14 protein-coding genes are annotated in these 15,390 nt (G+C 64.9%); 5 read left to right on the top strand and 9 right to left on the bottom strand.

Going from position 1 to position 15,390, the window contains the following annotated elements:
• Nucleotides 1-9 precede the first annotated feature (9 nt).
• The 4 genes from P0645_RS15220 to P0645_RS15205 form a co-directional block, all read right to left on the bottom strand.
• Nucleotides 10-816 carry an ABC transporter permease gene (locus P0645_RS15220; RefSeq protein WP_284165444.1) on the bottom strand — a complete coding sequence of 269 codons (807 nt, stop codon included), beginning with the start codon at nt 814-816 and terminating at the stop codon, nt 10-12.
• Nucleotides 809-1,717 (bottom strand): ABC transporter permease, encoded by a 909-nt coding sequence (locus tag P0645_RS15215; protein ID WP_284165443.1) that lies wholly within the window; start codon nt 1,715-1,717, stop codon nt 809-811. The genes P0645_RS15220 and P0645_RS15215 overlap by 8 nt, the downstream gene beginning before the upstream one ends.
• A 1-nt stretch (nt 1,718) precedes the next feature.
• Nucleotides 1,719-2,783, bottom strand: coding sequence for an ABC transporter ATP-binding protein (locus tag P0645_RS15210; protein ID WP_284165442.1), 1,065 nt, complete (start codon nt 2,781-2,783; stop codon nt 1,719-1,721).
• A gap of 76 nt (nt 2,784-2,859) precedes the next feature.
• Nucleotides 2,860-4,302, bottom strand: a complete 1,443-nt coding sequence (locus tag P0645_RS15205) for an amidase (protein WP_284165441.1) — start codon at nt 4,300-4,302, stop codon at nt 2,860-2,862.
• A 193-nt stretch (nt 4,303-4,495) separates the two neighbouring features.
• Here P0645_RS15205 and P0645_RS15200 point away from each other — a divergent pair, with 193 nt between their 5' ends.
• Both P0645_RS15200 and clpX read left to right on the top strand, forming a co-directional pair.
• Nucleotides 4,496-5,119 carry an ATP-dependent Clp protease proteolytic subunit gene (locus P0645_RS15200; RefSeq protein WP_284165536.1) on the top strand — a complete coding sequence of 208 codons (624 nt, stop codon included), beginning with the start codon at nt 4,496-4,498 and terminating at the stop codon, nt 5,117-5,119.
• Between the two features lie 134 nt (nt 5,120-5,253).
• Entirely contained in the window at nt 5,254-6,522 is a 1,269-nt protein-coding gene (clpX, locus tag P0645_RS15195; protein ID WP_284165440.1) for an ATP-dependent Clp protease ATP-binding subunit ClpX, read from the top strand.
• A 149-nt stretch (nt 6,523-6,671) separates the two neighbouring features.
• Here the strand turns inward: clpX and metA are convergent, their stop codons facing one another.
• The 4 genes from metA to P0645_RS15175 all read right to left on the bottom strand — a co-directional run bounded on the left by metA (nt 6,672) and on the right by P0645_RS15175 (nt 10,740).
• Nucleotides 6,672-7,601, bottom strand: coding sequence for a homoserine O-acetyltransferase MetA (gene metA / locus P0645_RS15190; protein ID WP_284165439.1), 930 nt, complete (start codon nt 7,599-7,601; stop codon nt 6,672-6,674).
• A gap of 23 nt (nt 7,602-7,624) precedes the next feature.
• Entirely contained in the window at nt 7,625-8,494 is an 870-nt protein-coding gene (locus P0645_RS15185; protein ID WP_284165438.1) for an ATPase, read from the bottom strand.
• Nucleotides 8,495-8,628: 134 nt separating this feature from the next.
• Nucleotides 8,629-9,738, bottom strand: coding sequence for an OmpP1/FadL family transporter (locus P0645_RS15180; protein ID WP_284165437.1), 1,110 nt, complete (start codon nt 9,736-9,738; stop codon nt 8,629-8,631).
• 120 nt (nt 9,739-9,858) lie between these two features.
• Nucleotides 9,859-10,740: a DMT family transporter gene (locus tag P0645_RS15175; RefSeq protein ID WP_284165436.1), complete on the bottom strand. Its 882-nt coding sequence runs from the start codon at nt 10,738-10,740 to the stop codon at nt 9,859-9,861.
• 155 nt (nt 10,741-10,895) lie between these two features.
• Here P0645_RS15175 and P0645_RS15170 point away from each other — a divergent pair, with 155 nt between their 5' ends.
• Entirely contained in the window at nt 10,896-11,861 is a 966-nt protein-coding gene (locus tag P0645_RS15170) for a TDT family transporter (protein ID WP_284165435.1), read from the top strand.
• A gap of 2 nt (nt 11,862-11,863) precedes the next feature.
• Here P0645_RS15170 and P0645_RS15165 read toward each other — a convergent pair whose 3' ends face one another.
• A complete protein-coding gene (locus P0645_RS15165) occupies nt 11,864-12,559 on the bottom strand; it encodes a type 1 glutamine amidotransferase (protein ID WP_284165434.1) in 696 nt (231 codons plus the stop codon).
• A gap of 142 nt (nt 12,560-12,701) precedes the next feature.
• Between P0645_RS15165 and guaB the strand changes: the two genes are divergently transcribed.
• Both guaB and P0645_RS15155 read left to right on the top strand, forming a co-directional pair.
• A complete protein-coding gene (gene guaB, locus P0645_RS15160; RefSeq protein ID WP_284165433.1) occupies nt 12,702-14,150 on the top strand; it encodes an IMP dehydrogenase in 1,449 nt (482 codons plus the stop codon).
• A 10-nt stretch (nt 14,151-14,160) separates the two neighbouring features.
• Nucleotides 14,161-15,333 carry an RsmB/NOP family class I SAM-dependent RNA methyltransferase gene (locus tag P0645_RS15155; protein ID WP_284165432.1) on the top strand — a complete coding sequence of 391 codons (1,173 nt, stop codon included), beginning with the start codon at nt 14,161-14,163 and terminating at the stop codon, nt 15,331-15,333.
• Nucleotides 15,334-15,390: the final 57 nt, after the last annotated feature.

Below are 15,390 nucleotides of genomic sequence, written 5' to 3'. Positions count from 1 at the left end.
CTCCCTGTTTCAGTTTGTTTTCTTGCGCGTCAGTAGGAAGAAGGCGGTCAGAAGCGCCACGGTCAGCGCCAGAAGCATCGAGGAGACCGCGTTGATCTCTGGCGTCAGCTGGCGGCGCATCTGGCCGAGCATGTAGGTGGGCAATGTATCCTGCCCGCCCGATTTCACGAATTCGGTGATCACCACATCATCAAGAGAGATGACGAAGGCGAGCATCGAACCGGCGATGATGCCGGGGCCGAGCAAAGGCAGCGTCACATGCCGGAACGTCTGCCAGGGGGAAGCGTAAAGGTCGGCGGCGGCGGTTTCCAGGCTGAAATCCATCCCCTCAAGGCGCGCGCGGATCGGCAGATAGGCGAAGGGCACGCAGAAGGCGGAATGGGCGAGGATCAGATAGCCGAGGCCCTGATAGCCGGTGGCGATCTTGATCGAGGCGAAGAAGATCAGCAGGGCGACGGCGGTTACGATCTCCGGCACCATCAGCGGCTGATTGATCATCACATAGATGAAGGTCTGGCCCTTGAATGGTTTCCGCCGCGTGGTGCCGAGGGCGGCGAGCGTGGCGACGGTTGTCGAAATCAGACTGGCCGAAACCGCAATGGTCAGCGACCGCAGGGTCGCGTCCTTCACATGATCGTTTGCCCAGGCCTTGCCATACCAGTCGAGTGTCAGCCCGCCCCAAACCGCGACCGACTGGCTCGCGTTGAAGGAATAGGCGACGAGTGTCAGGATCGGCAGATAGAGGATCGCGAAGACCGCGAGCGCGGTCACGGTAAAGCCCGGCAGGCGCGAGACCGAGAAGGCGCGGTTAGCCATGGCTCGTCTCCCGGTTCGCGTAGCGGACATAGATGAGAAGAGCGATGGTGACGACCACGAGAAGCAGCATCGAGAGCGCTGCGCCCAGCGGCCAGTTGCGGCCCTGTCCGAACTGCAGTTCGATGAAGTTCGAGATCATCATCTGCTTGCCGCCGCCCAGGACGCGCGGTGTCACATAGGCGCCGAGCGAGGGGACGAAGACGAGGATCGATCCGGCGATGATCCCGGGCTTCACCACCGGCAGGATGATGCGGCGCAGGATCTGCCAGCGCGTGGCGTAAAGGTCGTAGCCGGCTTCCAGAAGCCGCATGTCGAACCGGTCGATGGCGGCGAACATGGGCAGCACCATCAGGGGCAGGTAGACGTATGTCATGCCGATGAAGACCGCGAAATCGGTGTAGATGATCCGCAAGGGCTCGGTAATGAGCCCGAGCTTCAGAAGGATCGTATTCATCAGCCCCTCGATGCGGATGACCTCGTTGATCGCATAGGTGCGGATCAGAAGGTTGGTCCAGAAGGGGATCGTGATGAGGAAAAGCCAGAAGGGTCGGGCGCGCGGCGGGCGGGTGGCAATGAACCAGGCGGTGGGGAAGCCGACCGCGAAGGTGAAGATCGTCGTCAGGAGCGAGAGCTTGATCGAGCGCCAGAAGATCGTCAGATGCGCGTCCGCGAGTTTCACCGTGTCGTCGAATATGTCGCGGGAAAAGAGGATGCCGGTCCAGCCGTCGGTCGAGAAGCCCCATTCCACATTGCCGTACTTGCCCGGCACCAGGAAGGAATAAACCAGCATTATGAAAAGCGGCCCGACAGCCGCGAGCGCCAGAAGCACCAGCGCGGGTGTCGACAGGAGCCAGCCGTTCCGGGCCGAGCGCGCATCCTGCCGGTCTTCTAGATTTGCCATCTCAGTCCCCCAGGACCTGCGCCGCACCCGGCGCGAAGCTGAGGCCGACCTCTGCGCCCGGTTCAAGCCCGACATCGCCTGAGGCCGGGCTTTGCAGACGCACCACCACCTCGGACCCGTCGGCGAGCGTGAGGTAGCAATGGGTGTCGGTGCCGAAATAGACGAGATCGCGCAGGGTTGCGGGCAGGCTGCCCTCGCCCGGCGCGCCGATCCGCACCTGTTCGGGGCGGATCGCGACCGTCACCGCGCCGCTGCGCCCGCTCTCGACCGTCGCATCCGTCGGACCACCGCCCTTGAGCGTGACGCGGCCGTTTGCGGCTTCGGCCGCGAGGAAGTTGGTCTCGCCGATGAAGCCCGCCACGAAGCGGTTGACCGGGCGGGTGTAGATATCCCTCGGCGCGCCGATCTGCTGGATCTTGCCCGCGCTCATCACGGCGATCCGGTCCGACATTGTCAGCGCTTCTTCCTGGTCGTGTGTGACGAAGATGAAGGTGATGCCGGTTTCGTGCTGCAGGCGCTTCAGTTCGATCTGCATTTCCTTTCGGAGCTTCAGATCAAGCGCGGAAAGCGGCTCGTCCAGCAAAAGCACGCGCGGCGCAGGGGCCAGCGCGCGGGCCAGCGCCACCCGCTGCTGCTGGCCGCCCGAGAGTTGGCTGGTCTTGCGTCCGGCCATCTGGTCGAGCTTCACCAGCGCCAGCATCCGATCCGTCGTCTCGGCGACCTCCGCGCGCGGCTTGCCCAGCATCTGCAGCCCGAAGGCGACGTTCTGGGCGACGGTCAGATGGGGAAAGAGCGCGTAACTCTGGAACACCGTGTTCACCGGGCGCTTGTTCGGCGGCAGTTCGGTCACATCGGCGCCGTCGAGCAGGATCTGTCCGCTGGTCGGGCTTTCGAACCCGGCGATCATCCGCAGGAGCGTGGTCTTGCCGCAGCCGGAGGGGCCGAGGAGGGTGAAGAACTCGCCCTGCGAAATCGAAACGCTGACATTGTCGAGCGCCCGCACGGCCGCCTCGCCCTGCCCGAATATCTTCGAGATATTCCGGGCCTCTATCGCATCGTTTGGCACTCTGATCCCCCGGCTTTTGATCAGATTTCAGCAGAAGGGGATTCGGCGCAATCGAAAAGTGACCTGGGGTAATATGTTAGTATGCATTTGAAGGTGCGGGCGGACGTCGCGCCATCCAGGGTTGAGCGGCCTCCAGTTCCGCCGCGAGCGAAATCAGCATCTCGTCCGCGCCGAAAGGGGCGGCGAGATGCACGCCGATCGGCAGGCCGTCGCCATTCCAGTGGAGCGGCAGCGAGGCAGCGGGCTGGCCCGAGGCATTGAAGACCGCGCAGAAGGGCGAATAGTCGAAAACCATTCCGGGGCCGGTGCGGTAGTGGACATAATCCTCGGTCGCATGGCCGAAGCGGCCGACGCGGGCAGGGGGCTCGGCCAGGGTCGCAGACAGAAGAATGTCGTGGGGCTGGAAGAAGGCCGCCATCTCTCGCCCGAAGGCATGGATCTTGCCGACCGCCTCAAGATAATCCGCGCCTGACAGGGTGGCGGCATAGTCCATGGCGCCGCGCGTCACGCCCTCGACCTCGCCTTCCTCAAGCGGCCTTCCGCGCGCCGCGACGGTCTTCTGGACCGACAGCGCCGTGCCGCAGGCGACGATCCGCGTCCAGGCGCGCATCATGCCCTTCACATCCGCCGTGGGTCTTGCGGGTTCGACATGATGGCCGAGGCTTTCCAGAAGCCGCGCCGCCGACAGAACCGCCGCGCGGCAGTCGGGGTGGATCGGCTCGCCGGTGAAGGTCGTGTCGCACAGCGCGACGCGCAGCCGCCGGGGTGGGCGGGCGATGGCGGCGGCGTGGCTCTCGTGCAAGGGCGGCGCCCAGTAGGGCGCGCCGGGGTCGGCGCCCTGGCAGGCATCGAGGAAGGTCGCGGTATCGCGGACGGACCGGGTGAGGAAGCCGTCGATGGCCATGCCCGCCCAGCCTTCGCCGACATAGGGCCCGTCGGGCAGGCGGGCGCGGGTCGGCTTGAAGCCCACAAGCCCGCAGGACGAGGCCGGGATGCGCACCGACCCGCCGCCATCGGACCCGTGCGCGGCGGGCACGATCCCCGCCGCGACCGCCGCGCCCGCACCGCCCGAAGAGCCGCCGGATGTGCGCGATAGGTCCCAGGGGTTGCGCGTCGGCCCGCCATAGACGGCCGACTCGGTCGCCGGGCCGATACCGCCCTCGGGCGAGGTTGTGCGGCCGAAAGTGACGACGCCGGTCGCGCGGATACGCTCATAGATCGCGCTGTCGCGGGGATAGCGGGTATTGGCGTGCAACCGCGAGCCATTGTGCGAGGGGAAATCGACCGCCTCGCAGCCGAGGTCCTTAAGAAGGAAGGGCACGCCCTTGAAGGGGCCGTCAGGCAGGCCCCGGGCAATGGCGCGGCGGGCCACGTCCTCTTGCAACAGCACGACCGCGTTCAGCGCCGGGTTCAGCCGCTCCACCTGCGCAAGCGCCAGATCGAGCAGTTCTTCGGCGCTCGCCTCCCTGCGGGCGACCAGTGCGGCCATGCCGGTTGCATCGAGTCGCTCGTATTCCATCAGATTCCCCTGTCCGTGCTTCCGGCATGCTGCCTCGGGAGGCGCGCTTTGAGAAGGGCCTTGGCGGCGCCCCCTCGGCTGGCGGTCACATCAGGTCGGACGCGCCCTTGCAGCCCCCGTCGCGCGCCACTAAGACTTGTGTAAGCAAAGGCCCATAAGACTAGACACCGGAATGAGCGCGAGGCGGCAGACGATGAAAGACCCGTACGATCTCTATATGAACACTCTCGTGCCGATGGTGGTCGAACAGACCTCGCGCGGCGAACGGGCATATGACATCTATTCGCGGCTTCTGAAGGAGCGGATCATCTTCCTTGCCGGTCCGGTTCATGACGGCATGTCGACGCTCATTTGCGCGCAGCTCCTGTTCCTTGAGGCGGAAAACCCCTCGAAGGAAATCGCGATGTATATCAACAGCCCGGGCGGCGTTGTGACCTCGGGCCTGTCGATCTACGACACGATGCAGTATATCAAGCCCAAGGTCTCGACCCTGGTGATCGGGCAGGCGGCCTCGATGGGGTCTCTGCTTTTGACGGCGGGCGAGAAAGGCATGCGCTTCTCGCTGCCGAACAGCCGGGTCATGGTCCACCAGCCCTCGGGCGGCTATCAGGGCCAGGCGACGGATATCATGATCCACGCCCAGGAAACCCAGAAGCTGAAGGACCGGCTGAACCAGATTTACGTCAAGCACACCGGCAACCCGATCAAGAAGGTCGAGGCGGCGCTGGAGCGGGACAATTTCATGTCGGCCGAGGATGCCAAGGACTGGGGCCTCATCGACGAAATCCTCGAAAGCCGCCCGAAGGTCGAGGACTGAACGTAACGTTCGGCCACAAGAATGTGTGGCCGGGCAATTAGACGTTGTGATGACCCGGTTGCTGCCCTAATCTTGCCGAAAAGGGCGGCTCTAAATGAGCGCTAATGGCCGGGGGCAGGCCGCAGAGGTGACGGATGGCGAACAATTCAGGCAGCGACAGCAAGAACACGCTTTACTGCTCGTTCTGCGGCAAGAGCCAGCATGAGGTCAGAAAGCTGATTGCTGGCCCCACGGTCTTCATTTGCGACGAATGCGTCGAGCTTTGCATGGATATCATCCGTGAAGAGACGAAGACCACGGGTCTGAAATCGCATGACGGCGTGCCGACGCCGCGCGAGATTTGCAAGGTTCTGGACGATTATGTGATCGGCCAGCAACATGCCAAGCGCGTGCTGTCGGTCGCGGTCCATAACCATTACAAGCGCCTGAACCATGCGGCGAAATCCTCCGACATCGAGCTGGCGAAATCGAACATCCTGCTGATCGGCCCGACGGGCTGCGGCAAGACGCTGCTGGCTCAGACACTCGCCCGTATCCTCGACGTGCCCTTCACCATGGCCGACGCGACGACGCTGACCGAGGCGGGCTATGTCGGCGAGGATGTGGAAAACATCATCCTGAAGCTTCTGCAGGCCAGTGAGTACAACGTCGAACGCGCGCAGCGCGGCATCGTCTATATCGACGAGGTCGACAAGATCACGCGGAAGTCGGACAATCCGTCTATCACCCGCGATGTGTCGGGCGAGGGCGTGCAGCAGGCGCTTCTGAAGATCATGGAAGGCACGGTCGCCTCGGTGCCGCCGCAGGGCGGCAGGAAGCATCCGCAGCAGGAATTCCTGCAGGTCGATACGACCAATATCCTCTTCATCTGCGGCGGCGCCTTTGCCGGGCTTGAAAAGATCATCGCGCAGCGTGGCAAGGGATCGGGCATCGGTTTCGGTGCCGACGTGAAGGACCCCGATGCGCGCGGCGTGGGCGAGCTTTTCAAGGAGCTGGAGCCTGAGGATCTCTTGAAGTTCGGCCTGATCCCGGAATTCGTCGGCCGTCTGCCGGTACTGGCGACGCTTGAAGACCTGGACGAGGATGCGCTGGTCACCATCCTGACCGAGCCGAAGAATGCGCTGGTGAAACAGTACCAGCGGCTCTTCGACATCGAAGGGGTGAAGCTGACCTTCACGCCCGACGCGCTGACCGCGATCGCCAAGCGCGCGATCAAGCGCAAGACCGGTGCCCGCGGCCTTCGGTCGATCATGGAGGATATCCTGCTCGACACGATGTTCGAACTGCCGGGCATGGGCTCGGTGCAGGAAGTCGTGGTCAACCAGGAAGCGGTCGAGACCGAAGGTGCGCGGCCGCTCCTGATCCATGCCGACGCCAAGAAAGAGGCCACGAGCGGGCGCTGAGCCTGACGGGGACGAAGTTCAAGGGCCCGGACGGTACCGTCCGGGCCTATTCTCTGCGCGGCAGCTCGTCGAAGCACTTCGTGCACTCCTCGCGCGGAGAGCCCGACGAGACATGAAATGTCCGAGGAGGTCGCCCGCCTTGCGCGGCCTCAGCGCGTCTTGCCGATCTCTGAAAGATCGAAGGGCGTCGTCTGGTAAATCTCGTTCACCCAGTTGCCGTAGAGCAGATGCGCATGGCTGCGCCAGCGGTTCATGGGCTGCCGCGCCGGGTCGTCGTCGGGATAATAGTTCATCGGCACATTGATCGGCGTGCCGTTCGAGACATCGCGGTCATATTCTTCCTTCAGCGTGCCGCTGTCATATTCGAAATGGTTGAAGATATAGAGCGCGCGGTGGCCCGGGTCCTCGACCAGGCAGGGTCCGACCTCGTCCGAGCCGAGAAGCGTCCTGAGGCCCGGAGCAGCGTCGATCTCTGCCTGCTTCATCTCGGTCCAGCGGCTGACAGGAATGACGAAATCGTCCGAGAAGCCGCGCAGATAGGGCGAGGCGGGCAGGCGGTTCTGGTGGCGGAAGCAGCCGAAGGCCTTGTGGTCCAGCATATGCTTCTTCACACCGTGGAAATGATAGATCATCGCCATGCCGCCCCAGCAGACGCCGAAGGTCGAATGGACATGGCTCTGCGTCCAGTCCATGACGCGGCAGAGCTCGTCCCAGTAGGTCACCTCCTCGAACGGAAGATGTTCGATCGGCGCGCCGGTGATGATCAGCCCGTCGAACGTCTCGCCCGAGGCCGCGACGTCGGCGAAGGGACGGTAGAAGGCCGCCATATGTTCGGCTGCTGTATTCTTCGTCTCATGCTCGGTCATGCGGATCAGCTGGAAGTCGATCTGCAAGGGCGTGGCGCCGATCAGCCGGGCGAACTGGTTCTCGGTCTGGATCTTCTTCGGCATCAGGTTGAGAAGCCCGATCCTGAGCGGCCTGATGTCCTGATGGCTGGCGCGATCCGGCGACATGACCATCACGCCTTCCTTGGAAAGGACACCAAAGGCGGGGAGGCTTTCGGGCAGGGTGATCGGCATGAGACGCTCCTTCGCAGGTTGATCTATGCCGCCTGGCCGCGACGCTCAAGGGCGGTAGCGATCAGATCGGTGAAGGCCCGGGGCGAGGACACGCGCGCCACGTCTTCCGCCGTGACGGTGACACCCCGGCGCGCCATCGCGCGGTAGCGCGGCTGACGGTGGTCGAGAAGGCGCGCATAACCGAAACGCAGGAAGGCGTCGGGATCGACCTCGGCCTCGGACTTGCCTTCGGCTTTCAGGTAGTCCGCCCAGAGCGCTTTCAGGAAATCGGGCTGATAGTAGATCGGCTTCGGCGCCCGGTCGAACCGGCGGATCAGTTCGGCCCGGTGCGCCTCGCCGCCCTCGATCCAGACGAGCAGCAGGTTCTCCTCGAGCGCCGTCAGGACCGGATCGGCCGGATCGTCGGGGTCCACGACCTCGCAGATCGAGCCGCCGGAATCGCAGACGAAATTCGGATAGCCATACAGACCCTCGGCGCGTTCGATGAAGGCGGGCGTATCGAGAAGGGCGGCCACTTCCGCCACCCGATGCTGTTCCTGGCGGCGCAGATATTCGGCGAAGGGCACGCCGCCTCTGGCCGGATCGCCCGGCTTGCCGAGATAGGTCGAAAGCGGCGCCAGATTGTTGAAGGTGATGTTCGAGGTGATATGGACGGAATCCGTCATCAGAAGTTCCCGCAAAAGCGGCACCTTCATCGCCTCTCGCTTGAAATTGTCGGCGATGTGCTCGCCCATGTAGCGCGTGCCGATCCGGTAATCGACGGAATAATGGAACCAGTCGCCCGCATCGCGCAGGAGGTTCGAGATATGGGTCTTCCCAAGCCCCGACATGCCAAAGAGCAGCACGCGCTTGCGGCGCGCCGCCTGCCATTCTCTTGCGGACTGATAGATCATCGCCGTTCCGTCTGAATATCCCCCAATCCCCTTAGCCCGTCGGGCGGCAAGATTCACCCGGATTCTTGCGGCGTTGATCCGAAACGAAAAAGGCCCCGCGGATCGCGGGGCCCTTCCGAAAGGGTGAAGCCGGATCAGAAGCTGAAGCCGACCCGCATGCCGAAGCCGACCGCATGGTTGTCGGTGAAGTTAGCCGAAGGCGACACCGGGCCGAGCTGCACCTGCGCATCGCCGATATCGACATAGCGCACGCCGGCCGAGATCTTCATGTTGTCCTGGGTGTAGGTCGCTCCGAGACCGATGCTCTTGTAGCCGTCGGTCGGGCCGAGGTTGGAGGCAATGCCGCCATCCTGCTTTTCATAGCCGAGCGTCAGCGCCGCCGACCAGTGCTCGTTGAACTTGCGGCCCACGCCGATCGAGTAGCTGACCGTGTCATTGTCATAGGACACGAGCGACCCGCCGCTGGTCAGGACGCCGTATTGGGCGGGCGATATGTCGAAGTTCGACCAGTCGACCCAGCGGATCGAGCCGAAGACCAGCGTGTCCTTTGCGACGCCGGATTGGAATTCGAGGTTCACCGACTTCGGCGAGTTCACTTCGGTCACTGTGCTCAGGGCTCCCAACCCGGAAGCCTCGGCCGTATCGATCTCATGCTTGATCTTCGAATTGTAGGTCAGGGCGACGCGCAGCGCGATCTCGGGCTTTTCGTAAGCGATACCGACGAGATAGCCGAGCGCGCCATCCTTGGAACCGGTCGCGGTGTAACCCGCAACGAAGGGGATCGAGGCTTCGGCCGACATCGTCTCATAGCGCAGACCGCCATAGACGCTGACATTCGAGGGCATGGTGTATTGCAGGACGCCGGTGATCGCCGTGGTCTTCAGCGTAGCGGTCGAACCGGTCGCGTAATAAGCGGTTCCGGCCGGGTAGTCCACGTTGGCGCCATAGGGCTGATCGAAGATCAGCGCGCCGTCGAGAGTATCGGAGAACTTGTATTTGATCGCGCCGCTGAACTGGGTGTAGCTCGCGGCCATGTCGCCCGAAAGCGCACCGTTCAGACCCGGCGCCGGGATCGCGACTGCCTGGCCCGAGACCGACGGGCTGACGCTGCCCAGGCTGAATTCGGCATAGTTGCCGTTCTCGAAGATCACCGCGACCGACTGGCCCGAGCGGTCGATGCCACCGGCGAATGCGCCGCTCGCGCCCATGGCGATGACGCTTGCCGTCAACAGAATACGTTCCATTTCACTCATCCCCATGAGTTGTGTTCCTGTCATGCGCAAGGGTAGGCGCCGCTCTGCCCACCGGTCAACGAATGACGTTGCGTCGCGAAAACGTGATCGAAGAGATGCGACATTCCCGCACTATGCGGGGCGGGGATGGCTGTCTTCCGACGAGATGTTGAGCCAGTTCGCGGCAAAGATGATCGCGCCGCCGATAAACACCCACAGGTCAAGGGCTTCGCCGTACCAGAGCATGCCGACGACGCCAATGAGCGGCAGGCGCAGGAAGTCGAGAGGGGTGACAAGCGAGGCGGGCGCGAGCGACAGGGCCTTGGTCAGGCTCAGGTGCGCGCCGAGCCCGCCCAAGCCGATGGCGAGGATCCAGGGCCAGAGACCGGGCGCCGGCCAGGCGGGGCCGCCGCCGAAGGCGGCGCCGACAAGGCCGAACAGGGTCTGGGTGACGGTCAGCCAGAAAAGGATTGCCAGGACGCTCGTGACGCTCGTGAGCTTCTTGGTGATGACGGCTGCCCCCGCGAAGCCCACCGCACAGAGAAGCGCCGCGCCAAGTCCGATGGAAAGACCCGTGCCCCCGAACGGCCGCGCCACGATGAGGATGCCCGCAAAACCGATCGCCGCCGCGACAAGGCGCCGGGGCGGCAGGCGCTCGCCCAGGAAGAAGGGGGCGCTCAGCGCGACAAGGATCGGGTAGGAAAATTCCAGCGCGAAAAGCTGGGCGAGCGGGATCAGCGTGAGGGCGTAGAGCCACAGGTTCTGCCCCGCGAAATGGAAAAGGTTGCGCAGGACATGGGTCCTAAGGTGCCGGGGCCGCAGATCTGCCGTCTGGCTTGTCGCAAGCGCGAGCGTCACCACCAGAAAGACCCCGACGATCGAGCGGTAGAACATGATCTCGAACGTATCGAGCCCGGTGCTGAGCGCGCGACCGGCGATGGCCACCAGGCAGAAGCCGGTAATCGAACCGCCCATCCAGAGCGCGGCGGTGACGGGACGATGGACCTGTGTCAAGAAGGGCTCCGGCAGTGTCGCCGCGACAGTCCGACGCGACGGGGCAATTGTCCATCCTGAAACCGGTGCTGTGCGCGGTTATCGGTCGCAGGTCGTGGTTTGTGGTTCTGCGCGCGGGCGGAGTGGATATCATGTGCCGCCGCCAGGAGGTTCGCATGAGATTCGTCGCCCCGACGCCCACGCCAAAAGGCTTCGCCCGCCGCACGCCGCCCGCCGTCTTCCCCGCGATCCTGGGGCTTCTCGGCCTTGCCGTCGCCTGGCGCCGCGCAGCCAGACAGCTGGAGGCGGCCGCGCCGCTGGCCGATCTGCTTGCAGGGGCGGCGGTCCTTGTTCTTGGCGTGGCGCTCGTGGCTTATGCGGCGAAGCTCATGCGCCGGATGTCGGTCCTGTCCGACGATATTGCGGTTCTGCCGGGGCGGCTTGGACTGTCGGCCCTGTGCGGATCGCTCTATCTCACGGCCATGCTCACCGGCCCGGCGCACCCTGTCCTTGCCGCGGTCGTCTTCCATGTCGGCCTAGTGTTCCATCTGCTGGTCATCGGCCTGATCCTGCGCCAGATTGCGACCGCGCCGCCCGAGGCGCGCCGCTATTCCCCGGCGGGACAGCTTTACTTCACCTCCCCGATCGTGGGCGCGCTTGCGGCCGCGAGCCTCGGGTTCGGTCCGCTCGCGCAGTTTCTTTTCTACCTTTTCAGTGCGACCGGCCTCGCGATCGGCCTCTGGGGCGTGCTGGATCTGGTGAAACGGCCGATGCCCGCCCCGTTGAGACCGCTTCTGGCGCTGCATCTCGCGGCGATCTCGGTCTCGGGCAGCACCGCAAAGCTTCTGGGATACGACGAGATAGCGCTCGGTGCGGCGGCGCTTGCCGCGGTCGTTCTTCTCTTGCTGCTCCCGGCGCTGAGACCGACGCTGGGAAGCGGCTTTTCCGCGCTTTGGGCGGCAATCACCTTTCCGTCGGCCGCGACCGCCAGCCTGTGGCTTCTTGTCGGCACGGGCTGGACAGTGCCGGGACTCCTGCTGCTGGCGGCGGCGAGCGGGATCAATCTGGCGATCGCCTACCGGATCGGGCGGCTCTGGCTGGGCGGCCAGCTTGCGGTGAAGACCAACGCCGCGATTGCCTGAGATCAGATCAGCGCGACCCAGGCACGGGCGATGGCAAGACCCGCCGCGTCTGCCTCCGGCCCATGTTCGGCGGCGAGGCGCGGATAATCCGCGAGCCAGCCCGGTCTGATCCGTTCGACCGTGTCGGGGAAATCGGCATTCCAGTCCTCGACGACCTTGCGGCTCGCCTCGAAGTGAAACTGCATGCCATAGCTTGCCCGGCCGATCCTGAAACACTGGTTCGCCACCACGCGGTTGCGCGCCAGCCGCACGGCCCCGTCGGGCAGCGTGAACGTATCGCAGTGCCATTGGAAGATCGGGAAATGACCCTTGATCACCGAAAGGACCGGGTCTTTGAGCCCGTCTTTCGTCACGCGGACCTGGTGCCACCCGAACTCCGGCGCGATGCCCAGAAGGTTTCGCCCGCCCCAGGCACGGGCCAGAAGCTGGCAGCCGAGGCAGATGCCCAGCACTGCCTTGTCGGCCTGCCCCATGCGCCGCATCAGCCGCACCAGATCGGGCAGGTAGGGGTGGGTCTTGTCGGCGCGCGCATTCTGCTCGCCGCCCAGCACCACGAGCGCATCGTGATAGCTGCCGTCGGGCAGCGCCTGGCCTGCCCAGGCACGGTAGGTCTGTATCTCTGCATCCGCCTCGCGCAATGCAACACCGACCTGCCCGAGGTGAGATACTTCGGTATTCTCGATCACAGCAACGCGCATATCCGCCTCGTCCTTCCCCGACGGCAGAGAGAGCACGGACCGCTCGGAAGGGCAAGGGTGGCATCGGCGCATTTGCCCTTGCGCTCACCTGACGGGCGTGAAAGAGCGAAGCGCCAAACGAACGTGCCGATGGAGATATCCCATGCAGATTCGCGAGGCTCTCACCTTTGACGATGTGCTCCTGGTGCCCGCGGCATCGAGCGTCCTGCCGTCGGACGCCGATACGGCGACATTCGTCACCCGCGCGATCCGCATGAACATCCCGCTGCTGTCTTCGGCGATGGACACGGTGACAGAGGCCCGGATGGCGATTGCCATGGCGCAGGCGGGCGGCATCGGCGTCATTCACCGCAATCTGGACCCCGAGGCGCAGGCGCGTGAGGTCAGCCGGGTGAAGCGGTTCGAATCCGGCGTCGTCTATGCACCGATCACGCTGACGCCCGACCAGACGCTTGCCGACGCGAAGGTGCTGATGGATCGCTACAATATCACCGGTTTTCCGGTGGTGGATGAGGCGGGCCGCGTGGTGGGCATCGTCACCAACCGCGACATGCGCTTTGCCTCAGACGACAAGACGCCCGTGCGCGTGATGATGAGCGCCGACAATCTCGCCGTGCTGAAAGAGCCGGTGGACCGCGAACAGGCGATCAGCCTGATGAAGGCGCGGCGGATCGAGAAGCTTCTGGTCACCGACGGCGCGGGCAAGCTGACGGGTCTGCTGACGCTCAAGGACACGGAAAAGAGTGTGCTGAACCCCCATGCCTGCAAGGACGATCTCGGGCGCCTGCGGGTTGCCGCAGCCTCGACCGTGGGGGACGCGGGGTTCGAACGCAGCCAGGCGCTGATCGACGCCGGTTGCGACATGGTGGTGATCGACACGGCGCATGGACATTCCGAAGGGGTGGCTAGGGCCGTCGAGCGGATCAAGAAACTGTCGAACGCGGTGCAGGTGGTCGCGGGCAACGTCGCCACGGCCGAGGCGACGCGGGCGCTGATCGGCGCGGGCGCCGATGCGGTGAAAGTGGGGATCGGCCCGGGTTCGATCTGCACGACGCGGATCGTGGCGGGCGTGGGCGTGCCGCAATTGACCGCAATCATGGACGCGGCGGGGGCGGCCGGCGACATTCCGGTGATCGCCGACGGCGGCATCAAATATTCCGGCGACTTCGCCAAGGCCATCGCGGCGGGCGCCTCCTGCGCCATGGTGGGATCGGCCATCGCCGGGACGGACGAAAGCCCGGGTGAGGTGATCCTGTGGAATGGCCGATCGTTCAAATCCTATCGCGGCATGGGATCGCTCGGTGCCATGGCGCGCGGCTCGGCCGACCGCTATTTCCAGAAGGATGCGGCGTCGGACAAGCTGGTGCCCGAGGGGATCGAGGGGCAGGTGCCCTACAAGGGATCGGCAGGCGCGGTCGTCCATCAGCTGGTGGGCGGTCTGCGCGCCGCGATGGGCTATACCGGCAACCGGACGGTGGCAGAGATGCGGGCCAACTGCGAGTTCGTCCGGATCACCGGCGCGGGGCTGAAGGAAAGCCATGTCCATGATGTGCAGATCACCCGCGAAAGCCCGAACTACCGGGTGATGTAGGGAGGGGCGCATGACCCCCGCCGCGCGTGTCCAGACCGCGATAGAGCTTCTCGACCGTATCCTCGCGGGCGAACCGGCCGAACGCGCGCTGACGCTTTGGGCGCGCGCCTCTCGCCATGCGGGGTCGGGCGACCGGGCGGCGGTACGCGACCTCGTCTATGACGCGCTGCGCTGCCAGCGAAGCCTGGCCGCGCGTGCCGGGGCGGCAGAGCCTACGGGCCGGGCGCTGATGATCGCGCTCGCCGGCCCGGCGGATCTCGACGCACTTTTCGCCGGTCTGCCCTATGGTCCGTCAGCGCTTGAGGAAGCCGAAAGGGCAGCTCTGGAAGCGCCCGGCGGAGAGCCGCCCGATCCGGTGCGGCTCGATTATCCTGACTGGCTGGATGCCCCGCTCCGCAGCGCGCTCGGACAGGCGTTCGAACCGGTGCTGGCCGCGATGCGCGACCGCGCGCCGGTTTTCCTGCGCGTGAATCTGGCGCGCGGCACACGGGTCGAAGCGATGGCTCTGCTTGCCGCGGACGGGGTGGAATGCCGCGAGGCACCGAGCTGCGACACGGCCCTAGAGGTTATCGGAAAGTCGAACAAGATCAACGGCTCGCGCGCCTATCTTCAAGGATTGGTCGAACTGCAGGACCTGTCCTCTCAGGCGGCCGTCGCCGACCTGCCGCTGGAACGCGGCATGAAGGTTCTCGACTATTGCGCGGGCGGCGGCGGCAAGGCGCTCGCCATGGCGGCGCGGACGGGCGGGCGGGTCGACGCCCATGATGCGAACCCCGGCCGGACGCGTGACCTGCCCGCCCGGGCCAAGCGCGCTGGCGCGGAGCTACGGATTGTGGAGAGCGCCGCACTGAGACCCGGCGCCTATGACCTCGTCCTTGTCGACGCGCCCTGTTCGGGGTCGGGCACCTGGCGGCGTACCCCGCAGTCGAAATGGCTGCTTACGCCAGGGCGGGTTGCAGACCTGGTCAGCCTACAGCGAAGCATCCTGTCGACGGCCGCCGCTCATCTTCGCCCCGGCGGTACGCTCGCCTATATGACCTGCTCGTTGCTCGACGCGGAAAACGACGCGGTCGTCGCCGGCTTCCTCGGCGCACAGGATGGCTTTTCGTTGAGCCACGAACGCCGGTTCCTACCCACCGAGGGCGGGGACGGTTTCTATCTCGCCGTGCTCTCGCGGTCTTGACGCGAATCGGTCGCGAAAAGTACACAATCCCAGGTTGTCATTGCGCGGGTTAATTGC

The organism is Frigidibacter sp. SD6-1 (assembly GCF_030143255.1).
GTDB lineage: Bacteria > Pseudomonadota > Alphaproteobacteria > Rhodobacterales > Rhodobacteraceae > TMP-24.
This window is presented reverse-complemented; position numbering and strand designations above follow the sequence as displayed.